Source organism: Actinoallomurus sp. NBC_01490, from assembly GCF_036227085.1.
Lineage (GTDB): Bacteria > Actinomycetota > Actinomycetes > Streptosporangiales > Streptosporangiaceae > Actinoallomurus > Actinoallomurus oryzae.
Map to the genome: position 1 here is coordinate 4,199,591 of NZ_CP109433.1, position 19,747 is coordinate 4,219,337.

17 protein-coding genes are annotated in these 19,747 nt (G+C 73.0%); 10 read left to right on the forward strand and 7 right to left on the reverse strand.

The features are described 5' to 3' along the window. The first annotated feature begins 72 nt into the window (after positions 1 to 72). The 5 genes from OG417_RS20150 to cutA all read left to right on the forward strand — a co-directional run bounded on the left by OG417_RS20150 (position 73) and on the right by cutA (position 7,111). Complete coding sequence (locus OG417_RS20150) at positions 73 to 1,680, forward strand: PucR family transcriptional regulator (protein ID WP_329258153.1); 1,608 nt, start codon at positions 73 to 75, stop codon at positions 1,678 to 1,680. A 142-nt stretch (positions 1,681 to 1,822) separates the two neighbouring features. Continuing rightward, on the forward strand, positions 1,823 to 3,223 hold the full coding sequence (locus OG417_RS20155; protein ID WP_329258157.1) for a uracil-xanthine permease family protein: 1,401 nt from the start codon (positions 1,823 to 1,825) through the stop codon (positions 3,221 to 3,223). A gap of 7 nt (positions 3,224 to 3,230) precedes the next feature. Beyond that, entirely contained in the window at positions 3,231 to 4,094 is an 864-nt protein-coding gene (locus tag OG417_RS20160) for an FAD binding domain-containing protein (protein ID WP_329258161.1), read from the forward strand. 132 nt (positions 4,095 to 4,226) lie between these two features. Beyond that, the gene (locus tag OG417_RS20165; RefSeq protein WP_329258165.1) at positions 4,227 to 4,712 is read left to right on the forward strand and encodes a (2Fe-2S)-binding protein; all 486 of its coding nucleotides are present in this window, start codon (positions 4,227 to 4,229) and stop codon (positions 4,710 to 4,712) included. Then, positions 4,712 to 7,111: an aerobic carbon-monoxide dehydrogenase large subunit gene (cutA, locus tag OG417_RS20170; RefSeq protein WP_329258167.1), complete on the forward strand. Its 2,400-nt coding sequence runs from the start codon at positions 4,712 to 4,714 to the stop codon at positions 7,109 to 7,111. Before OG417_RS20165 ends, cutA begins: the two co-directional genes overlap by 1 nt. Positions 7,112 to 7,273: 162 nt before the next feature. On the opposite strand, the gene OG417_RS20175 is transcribed toward cutA, so the two are convergent. The 5 genes from OG417_RS20175 to OG417_RS20195 form a co-directional block, all read right to left on the reverse strand. Next, complete coding sequence (locus tag OG417_RS20175; RefSeq protein WP_329258170.1) at positions 7,274 to 8,773, reverse strand: FAD-dependent monooxygenase; 1,500 nt, start codon at positions 8,771 to 8,773, stop codon at positions 7,274 to 7,276. 70 nt (positions 8,774 to 8,843) lie between these two features. Continuing rightward, positions 8,844 to 9,455 carry an acyl-CoA-like ligand-binding transcription factor gene (locus OG417_RS20180; RefSeq protein ID WP_329258173.1) on the reverse strand — a complete coding sequence of 204 codons (612 nt, stop codon included), beginning with the start codon at positions 9,453 to 9,455 and terminating at the stop codon, positions 8,844 to 8,846. 91 nt (positions 9,456 to 9,546) lie between these two features. Then, on the reverse strand, positions 9,547 to 10,317 hold the full coding sequence (locus OG417_RS20185; protein WP_329258176.1) for a GNAT family N-acetyltransferase: 771 nt from the start codon (positions 10,315 to 10,317) through the stop codon (positions 9,547 to 9,549). A gap of 58 nt (positions 10,318 to 10,375) precedes the next feature. Continuing rightward, positions 10,376 to 11,272 (reverse strand): hypothetical protein, encoded by an 897-nt coding sequence (locus OG417_RS20190; RefSeq protein ID WP_329258179.1) that lies wholly within the window; start codon positions 11,270 to 11,272, stop codon positions 10,376 to 10,378. Between the two features lie 189 nt (positions 11,273 to 11,461). Beyond that, positions 11,462 to 12,298: a polysaccharide deacetylase family protein gene (locus tag OG417_RS20195; RefSeq protein WP_329258182.1), complete on the reverse strand. Its 837-nt coding sequence runs from the start codon at positions 12,296 to 12,298 to the stop codon at positions 11,462 to 11,464. Positions 12,299 to 12,495: 197 nt separating this feature from the next. On the opposite strand from OG417_RS20195, the gene OG417_RS20200 reads away from it, so the two are divergent. Then, positions 12,496 to 13,143: an SRPBCC family protein gene (locus tag OG417_RS20200; RefSeq protein WP_329258185.1), complete on the forward strand. Its 648-nt coding sequence runs from the start codon at positions 12,496 to 12,498 to the stop codon at positions 13,141 to 13,143. Between the two features lie 54 nt (positions 13,144 to 13,197). Here the strand turns inward: OG417_RS20200 and OG417_RS20205 are convergent, their stop codons facing one another. Continuing rightward, positions 13,198 to 13,782: a TetR/AcrR family transcriptional regulator gene (locus tag OG417_RS20205; protein ID WP_329258188.1), complete on the reverse strand. Its 585-nt coding sequence runs from the start codon at positions 13,780 to 13,782 to the stop codon at positions 13,198 to 13,200. Positions 13,783 to 13,911: 129 nt separating this feature from the next. Here OG417_RS20205 and OG417_RS20210 point away from each other — a divergent pair, with 129 nt between their 5' ends. Next, complete coding sequence (locus OG417_RS20210; RefSeq protein ID WP_329258190.1) at positions 13,912 to 14,550, forward strand: NAD(P)-dependent oxidoreductase; 639 nt, start codon at positions 13,912 to 13,914, stop codon at positions 14,548 to 14,550. 56 nt (positions 14,551 to 14,606) lie between these two features. Here OG417_RS20210 and OG417_RS20215 read toward each other — a convergent pair whose 3' ends face one another. Further along, positions 14,607 to 14,984: an FKBP-type peptidyl-prolyl cis-trans isomerase gene (locus OG417_RS20215; RefSeq protein WP_329258193.1), complete on the reverse strand. Its 378-nt coding sequence runs from the start codon at positions 14,982 to 14,984 to the stop codon at positions 14,607 to 14,609. A 99-nt stretch (positions 14,985 to 15,083) separates the two neighbouring features. Here OG417_RS20215 and OG417_RS20220 point away from each other — a divergent pair, with 99 nt between their 5' ends. From OG417_RS20220 to OG417_RS20230, 3 genes are all read left to right on the forward strand, one after another. Further along, positions 15,084 to 15,698 (forward strand): DsbA family oxidoreductase, encoded by a 615-nt coding sequence (locus OG417_RS20220; protein WP_329258198.1) that lies wholly within the window; start codon positions 15,084 to 15,086, stop codon positions 15,696 to 15,698. A 96-nt stretch (positions 15,699 to 15,794) separates the two neighbouring features. Continuing rightward, positions 15,795 to 17,861 carry a hydantoinase/oxoprolinase family protein gene (locus tag OG417_RS20225; protein ID WP_329258200.1) on the forward strand — a complete coding sequence of 689 codons (2,067 nt, stop codon included), beginning with the start codon at positions 15,795 to 15,797 and terminating at the stop codon, positions 17,859 to 17,861. Positions 17,862 to 17,863: 2 nt separating this feature from the next. Next, positions 17,864 to 19,687 carry a hydantoinase B/oxoprolinase family protein gene (locus tag OG417_RS20230; RefSeq protein ID WP_329262411.1) on the forward strand — a complete coding sequence of 608 codons (1,824 nt, stop codon included), beginning with the start codon at positions 17,864 to 17,866 and terminating at the stop codon, positions 19,685 to 19,687. Positions 19,688 to 19,747: the final 60 nt, after the last annotated feature.

Below are 19,747 nucleotides of genomic sequence, written 5' to 3' on the forward strand. Positions count from 1 at the left end.
GGTTGCCATCGTTCGTGTCTGTTGTCATGGTTGTTCGCGCATAGGTGGTCAACTGCGGCAGATCGGGCACCCATGTCCTTCACCGAGCCCCTCCCTCCCACACTGCGTCTCGCGAGCACCGGAACCCTCACCTACGGGCTGTCCGTCGGCGAGGTGCTCGGCGTTCCCGCACTCTCCGGGGCACGCGTGATCGCCGGTGAGAGCGGGCTCGACCGGGTGGTGCAGCGCCTCAACGTGATGGAGGTGCCGGACATCCTCGGCTGGGTGAAGCCGCACGAGCTGCTCCTCACGACGGGATACCCGCTGCGCAACACGCCGCAGTCGCTCGGCCACCTGGTCGCCGACCTCGACGAACGCGGCCTCGCGGCGATCGCGATCAAGCTCGGCCGCTACCTCGACGGCCTTCCGGACGAGATGCTGGAGCAGGCCGACCGGCTGGGCTTCCCGCTGATCCTGCTCGCGAATGACGTCGGCTTCGACGACGTCCTCAACCAGGTGCTGACCGACATCCTCAACCGGCAGGCCGCGATCCTCGCGCGCACCGAGGAGGTGCACCGGGCGCTCGTGCAGATCGTGCTGTGCGGCGGCGGGCTGCAGGAGATCACCGACGAGGTCGCCACCCTGCTCGGCGCGGCCGTCGCGGTCATCGACGGCGACGGACACGAGCTGGTCGCCTCCGGTGACGAGCGTTACCTGGCGGCGCTGCGCGAGGGCGGCCCCGGGGCCGGGGAGTACGGAGCGCACGGCGACCGTACGGTGGTGCCGGTCGTGGCCGGCGGCTACACCTACGGCCGGATGACGGCGGTCGGCGAGACGGCGCCCGAGGTCGGCATGCTCGAACGCGCCGCCACGGTCGCCGCGCTGGTCATCACCAAACAGCAGGCCGTCTCCGCGGTGGAGAGCAAGTACCGCGCCGACTTCCTGCGCGACGTGCTCACCGGCCGGCCGGGCGGCGGTGACGAGCACGTCGTCGCGCACAGCGCGAGCTTCGGCTGGGACCTCGGCCGCCCGGTCATGGTGGTCGTGGCCGAGCTGGACCGCGGTCCGGCGGGCGTGACGGACGAGCGGATGCTCCAGGACCGGCTGACCTCGGCGCTGACCTCGGCCGTGCGCCGCCGCGACCGCAAGGGCGCCGTGGCCGGTTTCAGCCACGAGGTCGTCGCCGTCCTCGGCGCGGACGCCTGCGACGTCACGACGCTCGCCAAGGACGCCGCCGCCGTGTTCGGTGACGCCGGCCGGACGTTCTCGGTCGGCGTCAGCCGTACGGCCGCGGTGCCGGGCGAGCTGCCGGCCGCCTACGACCAGGCGGTGAAGGCCGTGCGCGTGGGCCGCCAGCTCCACGGCGACGGCGCGGTCGCGCACTTCGACCAGCTCGGCGTCTTCCGGCTGCTGAGCCTGGTGGGCGACACCGCCGAGCTGCACGCCTTCGTCGAGGAGACCCTCGGCGAGCTCGCCGGCGACGGCGACCCGGAGGCCGTCGACCTGCGGCGCACGCTCCAGGTGCTGCTGGAGACGAACCTCAACGTGGCCGAGACCGCGCGGCGGCTGCACTTCCACTACAACACGTTGCGCTACCGGATCGGCAAGCTCGAACGGCTCCTCGGCCCGTTCACCGAGGACGCCCACCTCCGCCTCAACCTGACCCTCGCGCTCCACGTACTGCGCATGCGGGGTATCTGAGGCCCGGTGGTCTACCCCGCGACCGGGGATCATGAAACCCGCCCTGGTCACAACCCCCGATGTCCCGGTTTGGCAGTTCTCGACGATGTCCGCGAGGAGACACGGTTCTAGCGTGCCCGCAACTGCATCCTGGAGGGCCGCCATGGCGATCGGATGGAAACTGCACGGTGACGGCCGCGGGCTCGGGCCGGGCGAGGTGGTCGCGCCCGGCGAGCGGCTCTCGTGGGACCGCACCATCGGCATCGGCGCCCAGCACGTCGTGGCGATGTTCGGCGCGACGTTCGTCTTCCCGGTCGTGATGGGCCTGGACCCCAACCTGGCGATCATGATGTCGGGCATCATGACGATCCTGTTCCTGCTGATCGTGAACGGGAAGGTGCCGAGCTACCTGGGCACCAGCGCGTCGTTCGTCGGCGCGGTCGCCTCCATCCGCGGGGCGGGCGGCTCGACCGCCGACGTCACCGGCGCGATCCTGGTCGCCGGCCTCGTGCTCGCCGCGGTCGGCGTCGTCATCCACTTCCTGGGTGCCGAGGTCATCCACCGGATCTTCCCGCCGGTCGTCACCGGCGCGGTCGTCATGCTGATCGGCTTCAACCTCGCGCCGGTCGTCGCGAACGTCTACTGGCCGCAGGACCAGTGGGTCGCGCTCGCCACGCTCGCGTTCGTGGTGTTCTGCGCGGTGGTGCTGCGCGGCTTCTGGTCCCGTATCGCCATCCTGCTCGGCCTGATCTTCGGGTACGTGCTGTCGTGGGTCCTCGACCGGCTCGCCGGCACGATCACCGCGGTGGACGGCGCGGGGAAGATGGGCACGCACTACCGGGTGAACTTCGACGGCGTGCGGGCGGCCGACTGGTTCGGCCTCCCGCACCTGCACGGGCCCGGCTTCAAGACCTCGGCCATCCTGGTCGCCCTGCCCGCGGTCATCGCGCTGATCGCCGAGAACACCGGGCACGTCAAGGCGGTCGCCGCGATGACCGAGACCAACCTGGACCCCTACCTCGGCCGCGCGCTGGCCGCCGACGGCGTGGGGACGTTCCTGGCGAGCGCGGTCGGCGGCTCGCCGACGACCACGTACGCCGAGAACATCGGCGTCATGGCCGCCACGCGGATCTACTCGACCGCCGCCTACTACGTGGCCGCGATCGTGGCCATCCTGTTCGGCCTGTGCCCGAAGTTCGGCGCGCTCGTGGCGGCGACCCCGGGCGGTGTCCTCGGCGGCATCACCGTCGTGCTGTACGGCATGATCGGTCTGCTCGGAGCCAAAATCTGGATCGAGAACCGGGTGGACTTCGGCGATCCGGTCAACCTCGTGCCCGTCGCGGCGGGCATCATTCTCGCCGTGGGCGACGTCACGCTCAAGATCACCAAGGACTTCCCGCTCCAGGGCATCGCGCTCGGCACCATCGCGGTCCTGGTCGGCTACCACCTCCTGTCCGCAGCTCCGCGCTCGCCGCGCGACGCGGGCGGCGGCGTCATCGCGCCGGGCGAGCGCGACGGCGTCACGGACACGCCCGCCCGGCCGGCCGCGGAGGGAGCGGAGTGAGCCTCCCGTGAAGCCGCCCCCGTTCGACCACCACGCTCCGGAGACGCTGGAGGAGGCCCTGGACGTCCTCGCCCGTACGGGGGAGGACGCGAAGGTCCTGGCCGGCGGGCAGAGCCTGATCCCGCTGCTCAACATGCGGCTGGCCGCCCCGGCCCACCTCGTCGACATCAACCGCGTCACCGCGCTGGACACCCTGGAGGTCACCGCGGAGGGGGTGCGGGTCGGGGCGCTCGCCCGGCACGCGCGCGTCGAACGGTCGGGCGAGGCGGCCGGCGTGCTGCCGCTGCTGCGCGCGGCGCTGCGGCAGGTCGCCCATCCCGTCATCCGCAACCGCGGCACCGTCGTCGGCAGCCTCGCGCACGCCGACCCGGCGGCCGAACTGCCCGCCGTCCTCGCGCTGCTGGGAGGCACCGTCGAGGCGCTGTCGGCCGGTGGACGGCGGACGATCCCGGCCGCGGAGTTCTTCGCCGGGCCGCTCGAGTCGTCGCTGCGGCCGGGCGAACTGGCCACGGCGGCGTTCTTCCCGGCGCCGCCCGCCCGGAGCGGCACGGCGTTCGCGGAGGTGGCACGGCGGCACGGCGACTACGCCGTGGCCGGCGCCGCCGCGCTGGTGACCCTGGATGAGGACCAGCGGGTGAGCGCGGCCAAGGTCGCCTACCTGAGCGTGGCGGCCACCCCGCTCGTCCTGGACCTGGCCGGGCCGCTCGGCCACCGGCCGCCGGTCACCTGCGACTGGGCCGCCGCAGCCGCGTACGCGCGGGATCACCTCGACACCGACGAGGACATCCACGCGAGCGCGGACTACCGCCGCCACCTCGCCGGCGTCCTCACCGAGCGCACCCTGCGCGCCGCCGCCCAGGAGGCCCTATGACCGAGCGAAGCGAGGGAACCGAAGACGCCCCCCTGTGGTCACGCCCTCCGACGAAGGAGGTCTCATGACCGAGCGAAGCGAGGGAATCGAAGACGCGCCCCTGTGGTCGCCCTCCCCGACGCAGGAGGGCTCATGACCAGGGAGATCAGCCTTAACGTGAACGGGGTGCCGCGGACGGCGTCGGCGGAGCCGCGGCGGCTGCTCTCGGACTTCCTCCGCCACGACCTCGGCCTGACCGGCACCCACGTGGGCTGCGAACACGGCGTCTGCGGCTGCTGCACGGTCCTGTTCGACGGTGAGCCGGTCCGCTCGTGCCTGATGTTCGCCGTCACCGCGGCCGGGCACGAGATCACCACGGTGGAGGGCCTCGGCGCGGGCGGCGGCATGTCGCCGGTGCAGCGGGCCTTCACCGAATGCCACGGCCTGCAGTGCGGCTTCTGCACCCCGGGGTTCCTGTGCACGGTCACCGCGCTCCTGCGGGACAACCCGCGGCCGAGCGAGGAGGAGGTGCTCGAGGGCGTCTCGGGCAACCTGTGCCGGTGCACGGGGTACCAGAACATCGTCAAAGCGGTGCACCGCGCCGCCGACCTGATCGCCGAAGAGGGGGCGGACCGGTGATGTTCGGCGAGCCGATCGCCCGCCGGGAGGACCCGCGCCTGGTCACCGGCCAGGGACGCTACCTCGACGACCTCGGGCGGGACGCGCTCGCCGCGGCGTTCGTCCGGTCGCCGCACGCGCACGCGCGGATCACCGGCATCGACGTCGACGACGCCCTGGACGTCGACGGCCTGGTCGCGATCTACACCTGGGAAGACCTGCCCGGACGGGTCGGGGAGCCGCTGCCGCTGCTGATCCCGCACCCGGCGCTGACCCACGGCCGCACCGCCTACCCGCTGGCGCGCGAGGTCGTACGGCACGTCGGCGAGGCGGTCGTCATGGTGGTCGCACGCGACCGTTACCTGGCCGAGGACGCCGCCGAGCGGATCCGGGTGACGTACGAGCCGCTGCCGCCCGTCGTCGGCATAGAGAACTCCGCGAACGCCACCCAGAGCGTCCACGACGACGTGCCCGGCAACGTCGGCGCGCACCTCGTGCAAGAGACCGGTGACGCGCCGGCCGCGATCGGCGCCGCGCCGCACGTGCTGGAGTTCCGGCTCGACATCGAGCGCAGCGCGTCGATGCCGCTGGAGGGGCGCGGCGTCTACGCCCGGTGGGACGCCGACGACGGGTCCCTGCGGGTGTACTCCTCCACACAGACCTCCACGAGCGTGCGCATGGCGATCGCCGCCAAGCTCGGCCTGCCCGCGAACAAGGTGGAGGTCATCGCGCCGGACGTCGGCGGCGGCTTCGGCGTCAAGATCGTCCATCCGTGGCCGGAGGAGGTCCTCGTGCCGTGGGCGGCGCGGCTGCTCGGCCGGGAGGTCAAGTGGACCGAGGACCGGCGCGAGCACTTCGTCTCCGCCGCGCACGAGCGGGCCCAGGTGCAGCACGTCCGGGTCGGCTTCGACGACGAGGGCCGGCTCCTCGGCCTGGACGTGCGGATCCAGCACGACCACGGCGCCTACACCCCGTACGGCATCATCGTGCCGATCATCACCTCGACACAGCTGCTCGGGCCGTACAAGCCCGGCGCTTACCGGGTGGAGTTCACCAGCCTCTACACCAACACGGTCATCGTCACGCCGTACCGCGGCGCGGGCCGCCCGCAGGGCGCGTTCTGCATGGAGCGCACGATGGACCGGATCGCCGACGAACTCGGCCTCGACCGGGCGGCGGTCCGCGAGGTCAACCTGATCCGGCCCGAGGAGTTCCCCTACGACCAGGGGCTGATCTTCCAGGACGGCCGGCCGCTGATCTACGACTCCGGCGACTACCCGGAGATGCTGCGGCGCGTCAAGGAGCTGATCGGCTGGGACGACTTCGCGGCGTTCCGCGCCGAGGCCGAGCGGCAGGGCCGCCGCGTCGGCATCGGGCTTGCCTGCTACGTCGAGGGCACCGGCGTCGGCCCGTACGAGGGCGGCCACGTCGAGATCGACTCCAGCGGGCGGGTGCACGTCTCCACCGGCCTGACCTCGCAGGGCCAGGGGCACCAGACCGTGTTCGCCCAGGTCGCCGCGGCCGAGCTGGGCGTGCCGATCGAAGACGTGATCGTGACGACGGGCGACACCCGGCGCTTCGGGTACGCGGTCGGCACGTTCGCCTCGCGTGCGGCCGTGATGAGCGGCAACGCCATCGCCCTGGCCGCCCGCAAGGTGCGTGAGAAGGCGCTGCGCATCGCCGGCGAGGCGCTGGAGGCCGACCCCCGCGACCTGGAGATCGTCGACGGCGTCGTACGCGTCAAGGGCAACGCGGCGGCGTCGATCCCGCTGCGCACGGTCGCGGTGCTGTCCAACCCGCTGCGGTACGCCTTCGACGAGGCGGCGCAGCAGGCGACGCAGTTCGCCGTCGGCGGCTCGATGGAGGACCCGCCGCTGACCGGCGAACCGGGCCTGGAGGGCAGGGACTACTACTCGCCCCCGCGCTCGACGTTCGCCTACGGCATGCACGCCGCGATCGTGGAGACCGACCCGGACACCGCCGAGATCCGGATCCTGCGGTACGCCGTGCTGCACGACTGCGGCCGGCTCATCAACCCCCGGATCGTCGAGGGCCAGATCCACGGGGGAGTGGCGCAGGGCGTCGGCGGCGCGCTGTACGAGCGGATGGTCTACGACGCCGAAGGGCAGCTGCTCAACGCGTCGTTCATGGACTTCCTCATGCCGTACGCGACCGAGGTCCCGCGGATCGAGACCGGCCACATGGAGACGGCCTCGCCGCTGAACCCGCTCGGCGTCAAGGGCGCGGGGGAGGCGGGTGTCATCCCCGGCTCGGCGGTCATCGCCGCCGCGATCGAGGACGCGGAGGGGATCCGGATCACCCGGATGCCGATCTCGCCGTCCGAGCTGTACCACCTGCGCGAGGGCGCCGCCGCGGGCACGGTCGAACGCACCAACCGCGCCCGCACCGCCAAGCGGTAGCGAACGAGCGAGCGTAGTGGGTGGTGAGGTACGAGCCGCCCGCGAAGCGAGTGAGGAGCTTCCGCGACCGACGGCACGCGTCGCCCTGAGCCGGGAGAGCCGGAGGCCGGCCATCGTCCGTGCTCCGGCGGACCCAGGCGGGTGCCGCCCGCGGAACCTCCGTCACGCGGGCACGCCGAACCAGGTGTGCAGGGCCTCCTCCAGTCCGTCGGTGTCCTCGCCGGCCCACGCCACATAGCCGTCGGGGCGGATGAGGACCGCCTCGGCCGGGGCGTCCGGCGTCGTGACCTCCTCGACCCGGTCGGACCAGGCCTTCGCGGCGCCGCTCGTACGCGTGAGGAGCACCGGGCGGGCCGCGTGCAGCATTGTGGCGACCCGCGTGGGTCCGGATCCGGTGTTCACGGTCAGGTCCGGCATCCAGCGGCCGGTCATGGGGTGCGCGTGCCCGTCGCCGTAGCGGACGTCGGCGCCCGCCATCAGCTCGGCGACGCGCCGGACGGCGCTCGCATCGGTGAGCAGCTCGCCGAACAGCGCGCGCAGCGCCGTGATGCCCGCGCCGGGCGAGGTCAGTGCCATCTGGGCGCGGGTGTGCATGATGACGCGCTCGCCGACGGGGTGTCGCTCGCTCTCGTACGTGTCGAGCAGGCCCTCCGGCGCCCAGCCGCGTACCGCGGCGGCGAGCTTCCAGCCGAGGTTGAGCACGTCCTGCATGCCGAGATTCAGGCCGGGGCCGCCGATGCCGGAGTGCACGTGGGCGGCGTCGCCGACGAGGAACACCCGCCCTTCCCGGTACCGCTCCGCCTGCCGGGAGTTCGCACCGATGGATCGGCGGAGCGCCGGGTGAGCGCCGTCCGGCGCGCGCATCGGGACGTCGGCGCCGAGCACCCGGCGCACGGCGTCGCGGAGTTCGTCCAGCGGCATCGACGTGCTGTCCTCCAGCGGCGAGGGCGACCACTCGATCGTGCTGACCCGGTAGACGCCCGGCTGGAACATGCCGTACGCGAACATGCCGTGCTCGGTGCGGGTGAACGTGGCGGGGCGTAGCCGGCCCAGGCCGGGCACGTCCAGCTCGCCGGTGCCCGGCACCGCGAACGGAGGATCGATGGCGACCTGCCCGGTGCGGCTCGTGAAGCCGCGGTCGGTGATGCCGGGGAAGCCGACGCCGAGCCGCTTGCGCACCGTGCTGCGCCCGCCGTCGGCGGCGACGAGGAACCGCGCGGTCAGCGCGTAACCGCCCTCGGGACCCGCGATCTCGGCGGTGACCTCGTCGGCGGTCTGGCGCAGCGTGGTCAGCTCGTGCCCCCGCCGGATCTCCACCCCCAGTTCGCGTGCACGCTCTTCGAGGAGTTCTTCCAGCCGCCGCTGGGGGATCGGCAGGATGAACATGGGGTTGTCCTCCAGGCGGTACAGCTCCAGAGGCAGAGCGCCGAACTGGTAGCCCGGCACGGCGACCGGCGGGCCGTCGCCACCGCTCAGCCGCTCGTACAGGCCACGGCGGTCCAGCGCCTGGACGACGCGGCCCACCAGCCCGTTGGCCTTGGGCAGGGTGGCGCGCTCGGCCAGCCGTTCGAGCACGAGGGGTCGTACGCCGGCGAGCGCGAGCTCGCAGGAGAGCAGCAGGCCGTTGGGCCCACCGCCGATGATCACAACGTCATGGGTCATGGAGTTCTCCCGTGATGTGGGCAGGGTGAGATGGCGGCCTCGCGCGCGGGCCGCTGGTGGGCAGGGGGGACTACTCGGGCGCGGGCAGGCCGGCCGCCAGTGCGTCGAGGGCGTCGCGCAGCAGCGTGGGCAGCGGCACCGGAGGGTCGGTACGCAGCCACTGCTCGCCGGCGGACCGGATCGCGGCGCCGATGGCCGCGGCGGCGAGCAGCGGATACAGGTCGCGGCCGGCGTCGGTGCCGGTGCGTTCGGCGATCACGGCGGCGAGTTCGCGCTCGACCGCCGCGCTGCCTCTGATCAGCTCGGCCTGCAGCTCGCTCTCCCCGAGCATGAGGCGCACGCCCGTGCTCCACTGCTGGTCGGGCAGGGACTCGCCGTGGTCGAAGGTGGTCGTGGCCGCGTGGGTGACGGCCTCCCAGAGCGGCTCGGCCGGCGGGCGTTCGCGGAGCAGGCCGGCCACGCGGTGCAGGCGGTCGAGCTGGCGCCAGACGATGGCCTCGGCCTTGCTGGAGAAGTAGTTGTTGAAGGTGCGCGGGGAGACGCCGGCCTCGGCGGCGATGTCCTCGACCAGGACGTCACCGAGGCCGCGCTCGACCGCGAGGCGCAGCGCGGCCCAGCTGAGAGCCTCACGGGTCTGCTGCTTCTTGCGCTCCCGGTGGCCGGGCGCGCGTGAGGTGGTCATGTCGCGACCATAGCCGGAAAGTGCGTGCCCCGCAATATTGCGGAGCACGCAAATTCAAGGCCGCCGGGCACGTCGCGCGGAGCCCGCCACCTCAGCCGAGGCGCTTCTCGAACCAGTGCTCGGCGTAGGGGCCGTGCGAGTAGGCGGGGATCTCGACGTAGCCGTGCGCCGCGTACAGGGCGCGCGCCTCGACCAGGTCGTGCCGGGTGTCGAGCCGCATCGTGTGCGCCCGCAGGTCGTCGAGCGCCGCGTCTTCGGCGGCGGCGAGCAGCGCGTGGCCTCCACCGGCCCGCCGGGCCCGCGGATGGACGAACAACCGGGTCAGCTCGGTGACGCCGGGACCGAGCAGCCGCAGGCCCACGCAACCGGAGGGCGCCCCGTCGTACCGGCCGACGAGGAAGCACACCAGGTCGTCGCTCGGATCCTCGGCCAGCGCGGCGTCGACCTCCGCCCCGGTCGCCGGCCGGCCGTAGTAGCGCGACGCCACGTCGGTGAAGTAGTCGCGCAGCAGACTCGTCGCCTCGACCGGCTCTCGCGCGATCGCCCAGCGCGGACGCGGTGCCGCCCCGGTACGGGTCAGCACGCGGTCGACGTACGGGACCAGGCGCGAGCTCCGGCGGATGGCGTCGCGCTCGTCGGCCGGCAGGTCGCCCAGCGGGTCGGGCAGCACCTCGTCCTTCGGGACGTGCACCATCTGCCCCGCGTAGCGGCGGCACGGCGAACACCAGGAGTAGGACACACAGCGTTCGTAGAGCCGCGAGCCGCGAGGGTGGGAGCGGTAGGTGTAGGACCGCAGCGGCCCCCGGCACCGCCCGCACACGCCACCGGGTCCGAGTTCGGATACCTGTCGCCAGCGTCTCACCCGCGCAGTATGGCGTCCGCGCCACCGGACCGGCATCTGGATTACGGGCGGCGTCCGGTCAGCCGGTGCAGCCCGCGATGGTGTCCCGCGGCGAGCAGTTGCCGGGGGTGTTGTCCCGCACGAGCGAACGGCTGATGAGCACGTTGGTGTTCGCGGTCGCGAGCCCGCCGCCGGCCGACCCGCGGTTGAGGCGCACCACCGTGCGGTTCAGCATGGTGTTCCCCAGGTTCGACAGGCCGCCGCCCAGGCTGCCCGACGTGTTGTGTTCGACCGTGGTGCGGATGACCTGCGTCGTGCCGCTCGGCTGGGTGTTGACGCCGCCCCCGTTGATCGGCGCGGTGTTGGACCGGATGTCGGTGGCGAAGATCGTCGCCGTACCCGCGTTGAGGATTCCGCCGCCACCGACACCGGTGGTGGTGTTCGCCCTGAGGACACTGCGCGACACCGTCGCCCTGCCTCCCGCGAGGTTGGCGATCGCGCCGCCGTCGGCCGCGGTGTTCCCCGTCAGGGTGACCTGGCTCAGCACCAGATGGCCCGCGTTCTGGACGCCGCCGCCGAGACCGCTCGTCGCGCCGTTCAGGACGGAGACGTCGGCCATCCGCAGGCTCGCGCCCGCGGCGACGTCGAAGAGGCGGAAGCGCGCGGAGGCGGCCGGGGCGCGCCGGATCGTGGTGCCGGGCCCGCCGAGCAGGGTGACGTCCCGGGTGATGACCGGCAGCGCCGTCGCGGCGGTCGCGGGAGTCGTGATGTCGTAGACGCAGTGCGGCGCGAGGCTGAGAGGGTCGCTCGCCGAAGCGTCGGCCGCCGTTATCGCCTCGCTCAGCGCGGTCGCGCTGCACGGCACCCGCACGACGCGTGTCGCGGCCGTCGCGGGAGCCGGGACGGCCGTCAACACCATGCCCCCGGTGAGGACGGCGATGCCCGCGCCGCTCGTCGATCGCGCGAATGAGCCCATGAGACCGCCCCCGGCCGGAAAGAGTCACGTGTGGTGGCGGCGAAGGACCGCGCCCTAGCAGGAGTACACGCACGTGGCCCGTCACGCGGCGTGCGGCGGCGCGTCCGACGGCAAACATCGATCGGCCTTTGCGATGCCTTTCCCGCCTTTCCCCGCCTTTCCCCGCCGGTCGGCAGCCGCGGCGGGTCCTCAGGAACGGAAGTAGCGCGCGGGCAGGTACCTCCTGATCGCGGCCGGCCGGAAGCCCTGCTCGCCGATGGTGCGCAGCAGCCGCTCGAAGTCCGCCGTCATGTGCGGGTTGAAGTGCACGAGCAGGATGTCCCCGGGGCGCAGCCGGTGGCCCGACTGGTAGGCGATCCGGCCGTTCGTGACCACCTCGCGCCAGAAGAAGACGGCCTTCATGCCGCAGTCGCGCGCGGCTCGCAGCGTGGCGTGGGAGGTCGCGCCGTACGGGGCGCGCAGCAGCGTCGGCCGCGTGCCGTACCGCCGGGTGTAGATGTCGGCCGGCGCGCAGATCTGCTCCCGCTGCCGCGCGTACGACAGCTTGGGCAGGTACGGGTGAGTCATCGTGTGGTCCTCGATGAGCGCGCCCGCGCGCCGCAGCCCGGCGAAGTAGCCGTAGTCGTCCTTGATGGCCGCGTTGGTGAGGAAGAGCGTCAGCGGGATCCGCCGGTCACGGACCAGCCGGACGAACGCCGGATCCTTCTCCCATCCGTCGTCGATGGTGATGAACACGACCCGTCCGCGCACGGGGATACGGCTGATCACCGGCGGGAGCGGCCCGTCGTCGGGCAGTGTGCGGGACGATGGATTCGCCGTCCGGGTGGCCGTCGGCCCGGTCGTCGTCCGCGCCGGGGGCCGGGCGGACCTGGACCGGCGGTGGCGGGTGTCGCCGCCGGACGCGGAGGTGGCCGGTGACCGCCCGGACCGCGGGGCCCGGGTGTCGTGGCAGGCCGTGAGGCCGCCGGCGGCGAGCAGCGTGCAGGCGGTCGCGGTCACGGTACGGGCCGGTGGCCGAAGCGCCATTGGAATTCCTCCCTGTGGCGTCTGATCCCCACTTGTCTCGCTTTATCTCACGAGAGGAGTGGCCGCATCGGCATTTCGCCGCATCGCGCACCGGCCGCGGACGCGGGTTGTCAAAGGGCGCGGCGGTCGCTCGGCAGTTGTTGCCCTTCGCCCGGTGCCCGGGGTTTTCTAGTGTCGGCTCACACAGGAGGTCGCCGATGAAGGTCAACGGCAGCGTCAGCGTCGCCGCGCCCGTGCCCGAGGTGTGGCGGGCGCTGCGCGATCCCGCCGTGCTGGCCCGGACGATCCCGGGGTGTGAACGCCTCGACGAGGTGGGGCCCGACACGTACGCGATGACGATCCGGGCCGGGGTCGCGTCGATCAAGGGCACCTACGCCGGCCAGGTCGCCCTGTCCGACCCCGAGCCGCCGCACGCGTTCACCCTCCGCGCCCGAGGCCAGGGCGCGCCCGGCACGATCGACGCGACCGTACGGGTGCGCCTGTCCGAGGCGGACGGCGGCACCCGGGTGGACTACGACGCGGACGCGACGGTGGGCGGCATGATCGGCGGCGTCGGCCAGCGCATGCTGGCGAGCGTGGGCAGGCGGACGGCGGGGGAGTTCTTCTCCGCGGTGGAGACCGCCATCGCCCGGCCCGCCCCGGCCGCGGAGGCCCCCGCGGTTCCGGCCGTCCCCGCCCCGGCCTCGGCCGTCACACCGGTCGCGGCGCCCGCCGCCGCGTGCGCGGGCGGTCACGGCCCGTCGGACGCGTGGGCGATGGCGACGGCGTTCGGCACCGGTGGCCTCGTCGCGCTGGCCGGGGTCGCGCTGGGCTGGGCCCTTGCCCGCCGCTCCCAGCGGCGCTGAGCGGGTTCGGCCTGGGCCGGGTGCTTGCCCACCGCTCCGGGCGGCGCTGAGACCTCAGGTGGTGGTGCCGAGGGCGGCGGTGAGCGTGCGGGCCAGGGCGGTGGCCACCTCGTCCGGCACCGGGGCGGCGTCCGGGCCCCCGGCGAAGTAGGCGAAGAAGGCCTGCTGGAAGCAGGCGCCGGTCAGCAGCGCGGCCACCGTGTCCGGGTCGGCGTGCTCGGGGACGCGGCCCAGGGCCCGCTCGGCGTGGAGGTAGGCGGCGACGCGCTCGACCGCGCGCGAGGGCCCGCCGCCGTGCCGGCTGATCGACGCGTGGTGCGCCGCCATCAACCCCGGTTCGGACAGCAGCGAGCCGAGCATCGGGAACGTCTCGCGGTAGAAGTCCAGCGCCCCGCGGACCAGCCGGAAGATGTTGTCCTCGACCCGGTCGCGCCCGGCCGTGATCTCGACCCGGGCGAAGCCCGGAACGCGCTCGCGCAGGACGCGCAGGAGGAGCTCCTCCTTGTCGCGGAAGTGCTTGTAGAGCGTCGCCTCCGAGAAGCCGGCGGCCTTGGCGATCTCCTTGGTGGTCGTGCGGGTGATGCCGCGCGTCCGCATGAGTTCGGCGGCGGCATCGAGGATGCGGTCGCGCGTCTCCATCAGGGCTCCTTGGGTTAGTAAGTACTCACTCGCTACCCTAGTGGGTGAGTGCTCACTAACCACGAACGCCGCGACACCGCGGCGACGCGAGAACGACGAAACGACGTCACGACGGAAGGCGAGGCCCCGATGAGGCTGACGATCTTCGGTGCGACAGGTGGCACCGGCATCCAGCTGGTCAGGCAGGCGCTGGAGGAGGGACACGACGTGACCGCGGTCGTACGGGACCCGGCGCGGCTCGGCGCGCCCGCCCACGAGCGGCTGCGGGTGGTCACCGCGGACGTCACCGACGCCGCCGCCGTCCAGCCGGCCGTGGAGGGCGCCGACGCGGTCCTTTCGGCGCTCGGACCGCGGGGCCGAGGGCCGGCGACGATCTGCCGCGACGGCGCCCGCGCCATCATCGAGGCGATGGGCAAGGCGGGCGTCCGCCGCCTGGTCGTGTGCAGTGCCGCGGGTGCGTTCACCGACACGGGGGACGGCCTCCTCACGCGCTATGTGGTCAAGCCGCTGATCCTGAACCGGCTGCTCAAGGACGCCTTCGAGGACATGCGCCACTGCGAGCGCGAGGTGCGGGACTCAGGCCTGGACTGGACCCTCGTACGGCCGCCGCGGCTGCTCGACAAGGAGGCGACGGGGCGCTACCGCACCGCGACCGACATCAACCTGCGCGGTGGCCGCTCGATCTCCCGCGCCGACCTGGCCGCCTGCATGCTCGGCGTGATCGGCGACGACGACTCGATCCGCCACCACGTCTCGGTGGCGTACTGAACGACCGCCCGGAACCCATCGCTGAGGATCCCGGGCGGTCGTTCATGGAGCAGGCCTCAGCTCACGCCCAGGAGGTCCACCACGAAGATCAGCGTCTCGCCGGGCTTGATGGCGCCGCCGCCGGCGCCGCGGTTGCCGTAGCCCAGGTGCGGCGGGATCACCAGCTTGCGGCGTCCACCGACCTTCATGCCGGCCACACCCTGGTCCCAGCCCTGGATGACCCGTCCGGCGCCGAGCGGGAAGTCGAAGGGCGCGCCGCGGTTCCACGAGGCGTCGAACTCCTCGCCGGTCGAGTGGGAGACGCCTACGTAGTGGACGGTGACGGTGGAGCCGGGCCGCGCCTCGGGGCCGTCACCGACCGTGATGTCGGTGATCTGGAGGTCGGCGGGCGGCTCGCCCTCGGGAAAGTCGATCTCGGGTCGCTCGAGTGCCATGAGAATCTTTCGGTGTTCGACGATGTACGAACCGCCCAGCGTAGCGATGCCGTGGCGCGGCCGGGGAATGCGGGCGCGGCGGCCCGGGTTGGGCCGGACGTGAACATCGAGATCTTCTCCGACGTCGTGTGCCCGTGGTGCTACCTGGGCCGGGCCCGCTTCCGTACGGCCGTCGCGGCGTTCGGCGGCGACGCGGCCGTGACCTGGCGTCCGTTCCAGCTCGACCCGGAGGCGACCGGCGGCGGGCTGACCAGCGAACTCATGGCCGACCGCTTCGGCGGCCCGGCCAGGGTCGCCGAGATGCACGAGCGGATGCGCGGCCTGCTGGCGGCCGAGGAGCTGCCGTACGCGCCGGAGAAGGCGATCAGCGCGAACACGCGCGACGCGCACCGGGTCATCGCGCTGGCGGGGGAGACGGGCGTCCAGGACGCCGTCGTCGACCGGCTGTTCCGCGCCTACCACGCCGAGGGCCGCGACCTGAACGACCACGGCACCCTCGCCGTCCTGGCCGCCGAGGCGGGGCTCGACGGCGTCGCGGAGCGGCTCGCGGCCGGCGACGGCGAGGCGGAGGTGTCCGGCCAGGTCGAGCGCGCGCGGGCCATGGGCGTGAGCGGCGTCCCGTTCTACGTGTTCGAGGGAAAGTGGGCGGTCTCGGGCGCGCAGTCCGCGGAGTTCTTCGAGAACGCCCTCCGCGAGGTGGCCGCCCAGGCGTGAGCCGGCGGGCCGGGCGTCCGAATACCGAAAAACGGACCGCTCGTTGGCAGGAGTCGACGGTTCCTCCGTCCGTATCGCCCGGGTAGACAGTGACTCATGGCGATCCGGATCGGCATTGACACCGGTGGGACGTTCACGGACGTGGTCGCCGTGGACGAGGACGGCGGCGCGATCGTCACCACCAAGACGCCGTCGACGCCGGGTGACCCGGCCGAGGGGTTCATGGCGGGCATCGGCCGGCTGGACGCCGCCGACATCGCCGCCGTGTGCCACGGCACGACCGTGGCCACCAACCGGCTCCTCGAGGGCCGTGTCGGCGACCTCGGCTTCATCACCACCGAGGGTTTCGAGTTCCTGCTGGAGATCGCCCGCCAGAGCGTCCCGGACGGCTACGGCAACTCCTACTTCTGGGTCAAGCCGCCGCGGATCGTCCCGGCGCACCGGGTGAAGACGGTCGGCGGGCGGCTCGACCACACCGGCGCGGAGGTGCGGCCCTTCGACGAGGCGTCGGCGGTGCGCGCCGCACGCTGGTTCCGCGACCAGGGCGTGGCCGCGATCGGGGTGTGCTTCCTGCACTCCTACGCCGACCCCGCGCACGAGCTGGCCATGCGCGAGGTGCTGCGCCGCGAGCACCCGGACGCGGTGGTGTCGCTGTCGCACGAGGTGCTGCGGGAGTACCGGGAGTACGAGCGGTCGGTCACCACCCTGGTCGACGCCGCCGTCAAGCCCGCCATCGGCCGCTACGTCGCGCGGATCTCCGAGCGCCTCGGCGACGTGCCCCTGTACGTCATGACGAGCAACGGCGGAGTGCTGTCGGCGAGCGAGGTGGTGGACCGGCCGATCACGACCGTGCTGTCGGGGCCGGCCGCCGGCGCGCTCGGCGCCGCGTACGTCGCGCGGACGGCCGCCGAGCACGCGAACGTGATCACGCTCGACGGCGGGGGCACCTCCACCGACGTCGCCGTCGTGCTCGACGGCGAGCCGACGCTCACCACCGAGGGCACGGTCGGCGACTACCCGTCCAAGATCCCGATGATCGACATCGTCACGGTCGGCGCCGGCGGCGGCTCGATCGCCTGGATCTCCCCCGAGGGCACACTCAAGGTCGGGCCGCGCTCGGCCGGCGCCGATCCCGGGCCGCTCTGCTACGGCCGGGGCGCGGCGGAGGTGACCGTCACCGATGCCCACGTCCACCTCGGGCGCATCCCGCCGCACCTGCTCGGCGGCGAGATCCCGCTGGACGTGCCCGCCGCGAGCGACGGGCTGGCCGCCCTCGCCGCGGACCTGGGCATCAAGACCGAGGCGTGCGCCACCGGCATCCTGGAGATCAGCGCCTGGAACCAGGCCAACGCCATCCGCCGGATCACCGTCAAGCGCGGCCTCGACGTGCGCGACTTCCCCATGGTCGCCTTCGGCGGTTCCGGGCCGCTGCTCGTGTGCCGCCTCATCGACGTCCTCGGGCTGCCGTCGGCGATCGTGCCGCGCGACCCGGGCAACCTGTCGGCGTTCGGCCTGCTCACCGTGGACGTGCGCAGCGAGTACGTGCGGACGCGCGTCACCCGCGACCCCGGGCCGGAAGAGCTGGAGGAGCTGTACGCCGAGCTGGAGGCCGAGGCCGGCGCCGCGCTCGACCGGCAGGGGTTCGCCGAGCACCGCTACGTACGCTCGGCCGACCTGCGCTACCACGGGCAGGCGTTCGAGGTGCGCGTCCCGGTCGGCCGCGCCGACGTCGCGGAGGTGGCCGCGCGCTTCCACGACGAGCACGAACGCCTGTACGGCTACTGCCACCGCGGCGACCCGGTCGAGTGGGTCAACCTGCGCGTGGCCGGCGTCGGGCCGATCGAACGGCCGGAGCCGCCCGTACGGCCGCCGGGCGACGGCGACCCGTCACGGGCCCGTACGGGAGCGCGCCGGGTCTTCTTCGACGACTGGGCCGACGTGCCCGTGTACGCCCGCGAACGCCTCGAACCCGGTGACGTCCTCACCGGCCCGGCGGTGATCGAGGAGTTCGGCTCCACACTGCCGCTGCACCCGGGCTTCTCCGCCCGCGTGGACGAGCACGGCAACCTGGTGGTGACGCGATGGGAGCGAACCCCGACGAGCGAGCGGAGTGGGTGGCCGAGGCACGAGGCCGCCCGCGTAGCGAGTGAGGAGGGTGAGTGACGATGGGCAGAGCCGATCCGGTGCTGGTGGAGATCGTGGAGGGCACGCTCGCCTCGGTCGAGAAGGAGGTCGAGACGGCGATCGCCCGTACGGCGCGCTCGCCGATGATCCGGGACGCGCACGACTTCCGCGCCGGCATCCACGACCGGCGGATGCGCAAGCTGACCGGGCGTTCGTACTCCGCCCTCGTGCAGCCCGTCGTACGCGACTTCCCGATCGAGACGATGCGGCCGGGGGACGTCTTCTTCCACAACGACGTCTACCTGTCCGAGGGCGGCATCGGCCACCTGCCCGACCTCTGTGTCACCGTGCCGGTGTTTCTCGGCGATCACGTGGTGGCGTTCGTGCAGGCGTTCGGGCATCACGACGACATCGGGGGCGCGGTGCCGGGCTCGATGCCCTCGCACGCGCGGTCGGCGTTCGAGGAGGGCCTCATGGTCCCGCCGATCAAGCTGTGGGACCAGGGCGTGCCGAACGACGCGGCGCTGCGCATCATGACCCGCAACTCCCGGATGCCCGACTCACTCGCCGGTGACCTGGACGCGGAGTGCTCGGCGTGCCTCATGGGCGCGCGGCGGCTGGGCGAGCTGTTCGCCCGGTACGGGCGCGCGGCGGTCGAGGACTGCTTCGACGCGATCATCGACAACACCACCGAGACGTTCCGGCGGGAGATCCTGTCCAAGATCCCCGACGGTACGTACGTCTGGGAGGACTACGCCGAGCACGACGGGGTCGACCCGCCCCGGCTGCACGCCCAGCGGATCACGCTCACCAAGACACCCGAGAAGCTCATCATCGACTTCACCGGCACGTCGCCGCAGGCCAAGGGGCCGATCAACCACGCGGGCGACTACGCCGACGGGGTGTTCCTGAAGAAGTGGCTGGCGCCCGTGCTGCGCAACCTCGCCGACTCCCCGGAGCGGATGGCCGAACTGGACGTCAACGAGGGCGTCGTGCCGCTCATCGAGATGCGCTTTCCCGAGAAGGGCACCCTGCTCACCCCGATCTTCCCCGCGCCGACGAACGCCCGCACGTTCGTGATCCTGCGGCTGCTCGGCGTCCTCGCGGGCGTGCTGGCCAAGGCGACCGGCGGCCGGATGCCGGCCGACCAGGAGACCATCCGCTACACCGGCGTGTACGGCGAGGACCCCGAGCCGTACCTGATGCGCGAGGTGCTCGGCGGCGGCTCGGGCGGGCGCTACTACGCCGACGGCGAGGACACGATCCACGTGGTGCCCGACTCGCGCAACATCCCGGTGGAGTTCGCCGAGGCGCGCTGGCCGTTCCGCGTCGAGCGCCTCGGCCTGGCCGTCGACTCCGGCGGGCCGGGGGAGTACCGCGGCGGCCTCGGCTACGACAAGCACATCCGGATGCTGCGCGACGCGCACTACATGTCGATCGCCGACCGCTCGATCCTGTCCTGCTGGGGCGTGAACGGCGGTCGCGCGGGGCGGCCGTTCCGCGCGGAGGTGGCGGGGGTGCCGATGGACGGACTCGTCGACGACCATCCCGTACGGGCGGGGGAGGTGGTCCGGATCCGTACGACGGGCGGCGGCGGGTGGGGCGACCCGCTGAACCGGCCACCGGAGAAGGTGGCCGCCGACGTACGGGACGGCAAGGTCTCGGCCGAGGGCGCCCGCGACGACTACGGGGTCGTGCTCGCCGGGACGCCGGAGGAGCCGTCCGTGGATCAGGCGGCGACGGCCGCGCTGCGGGAGCGTCTGCGCGCCGCACGCGGCCCGGTCGCCTTCTTCGACCGCGGCCCCGGCTACGCGACACTGGCCGGCGGGCGTACGCACGCGGACGTGGACGACCCGGCGTCCTGAGGGGCCGCCCGCCGGAGACCCGCGGAGGTCGGGGGCGGTTCGCGACGACCGGCCCCGGTG

Bases quoted from the DNA above. Each gene is read 5' to 3' on its own strand.
- cutA (WP_329258167.1), top strand. From the start codon at position 4,712: ATGTTCGGCGAGCCGATCGCCCGCCGGGAGGACCCGCGCCTGGTCACC.
- OG417_RS20215 (WP_329258193.1), bottom strand. From the start codon at position 14,984: ATGGCACTCGAGCGACCCGAGATCGACTTTCCCGAGGGCGAGCCGCCC.
- OG417_RS20195 (WP_329258182.1), bottom strand. From the start codon at position 12,298: ATGGCGCTTCGGCCACCGGCCCGTACCGTGACCGCGACCGCCTGCACG.
- OG417_RS20200 (WP_329258185.1), top strand. From the start codon at position 12,496: ATGAAGGTCAACGGCAGCGTCAGCGTCGCCGCGCCCGTGCCCGAGGTG.
- OG417_RS20175 (WP_329258170.1), bottom strand. From the start codon at position 8,773: ATGACCCATGACGTTGTGATCATCGGCGGTGGGCCCAACGGCCTGCTG.
- OG417_RS20230 (WP_329262411.1), top strand. From the start codon at position 17,864: ATGGGCAGAGCCGATCCGGTGCTGGTGGAGATCGTGGAGGGCACGCTC.
- OG417_RS20150 (WP_329258153.1), top strand. From the start codon at position 73: ATGTCCTTCACCGAGCCCCTCCCTCCCACACTGCGTCTCGCGAGCACC.
- OG417_RS20155 (WP_329258157.1), top strand. From the start codon at position 1,823: ATGGCGATCGGATGGAAACTGCACGGTGACGGCCGCGGGCTCGGGCCG.
- OG417_RS20210 (WP_329258190.1), top strand. From the start codon at position 13,912: ATGAGGCTGACGATCTTCGGTGCGACAGGTGGCACCGGCATCCAGCTG.
- OG417_RS20225 (WP_329258200.1), top strand. From the start codon at position 15,795: ATGGCGATCCGGATCGGCATTGACACCGGTGGGACGTTCACGGACGTG.
- OG417_RS20190 (WP_329258179.1), bottom strand. From the start codon at position 11,272: ATGGGCTCATTCGCGCGATCGACGAGCGGCGCGGGCATCGCCGTCCTC.
- OG417_RS20180 (WP_329258173.1), bottom strand. From the start codon at position 9,455: ATGACCACCTCACGCGCGCCCGGCCACCGGGAGCGCAAGAAGCAGCAG.
- OG417_RS20165 (WP_329258165.1), top strand. From the start codon at position 4,227: ATGACCAGGGAGATCAGCCTTAACGTGAACGGGGTGCCGCGGACGGCG.
- OG417_RS20205 (WP_329258188.1), bottom strand. From the start codon at position 13,782: ATGGAGACGCGCGACCGCATCCTCGATGCCGCCGCCGAACTCATGCGG.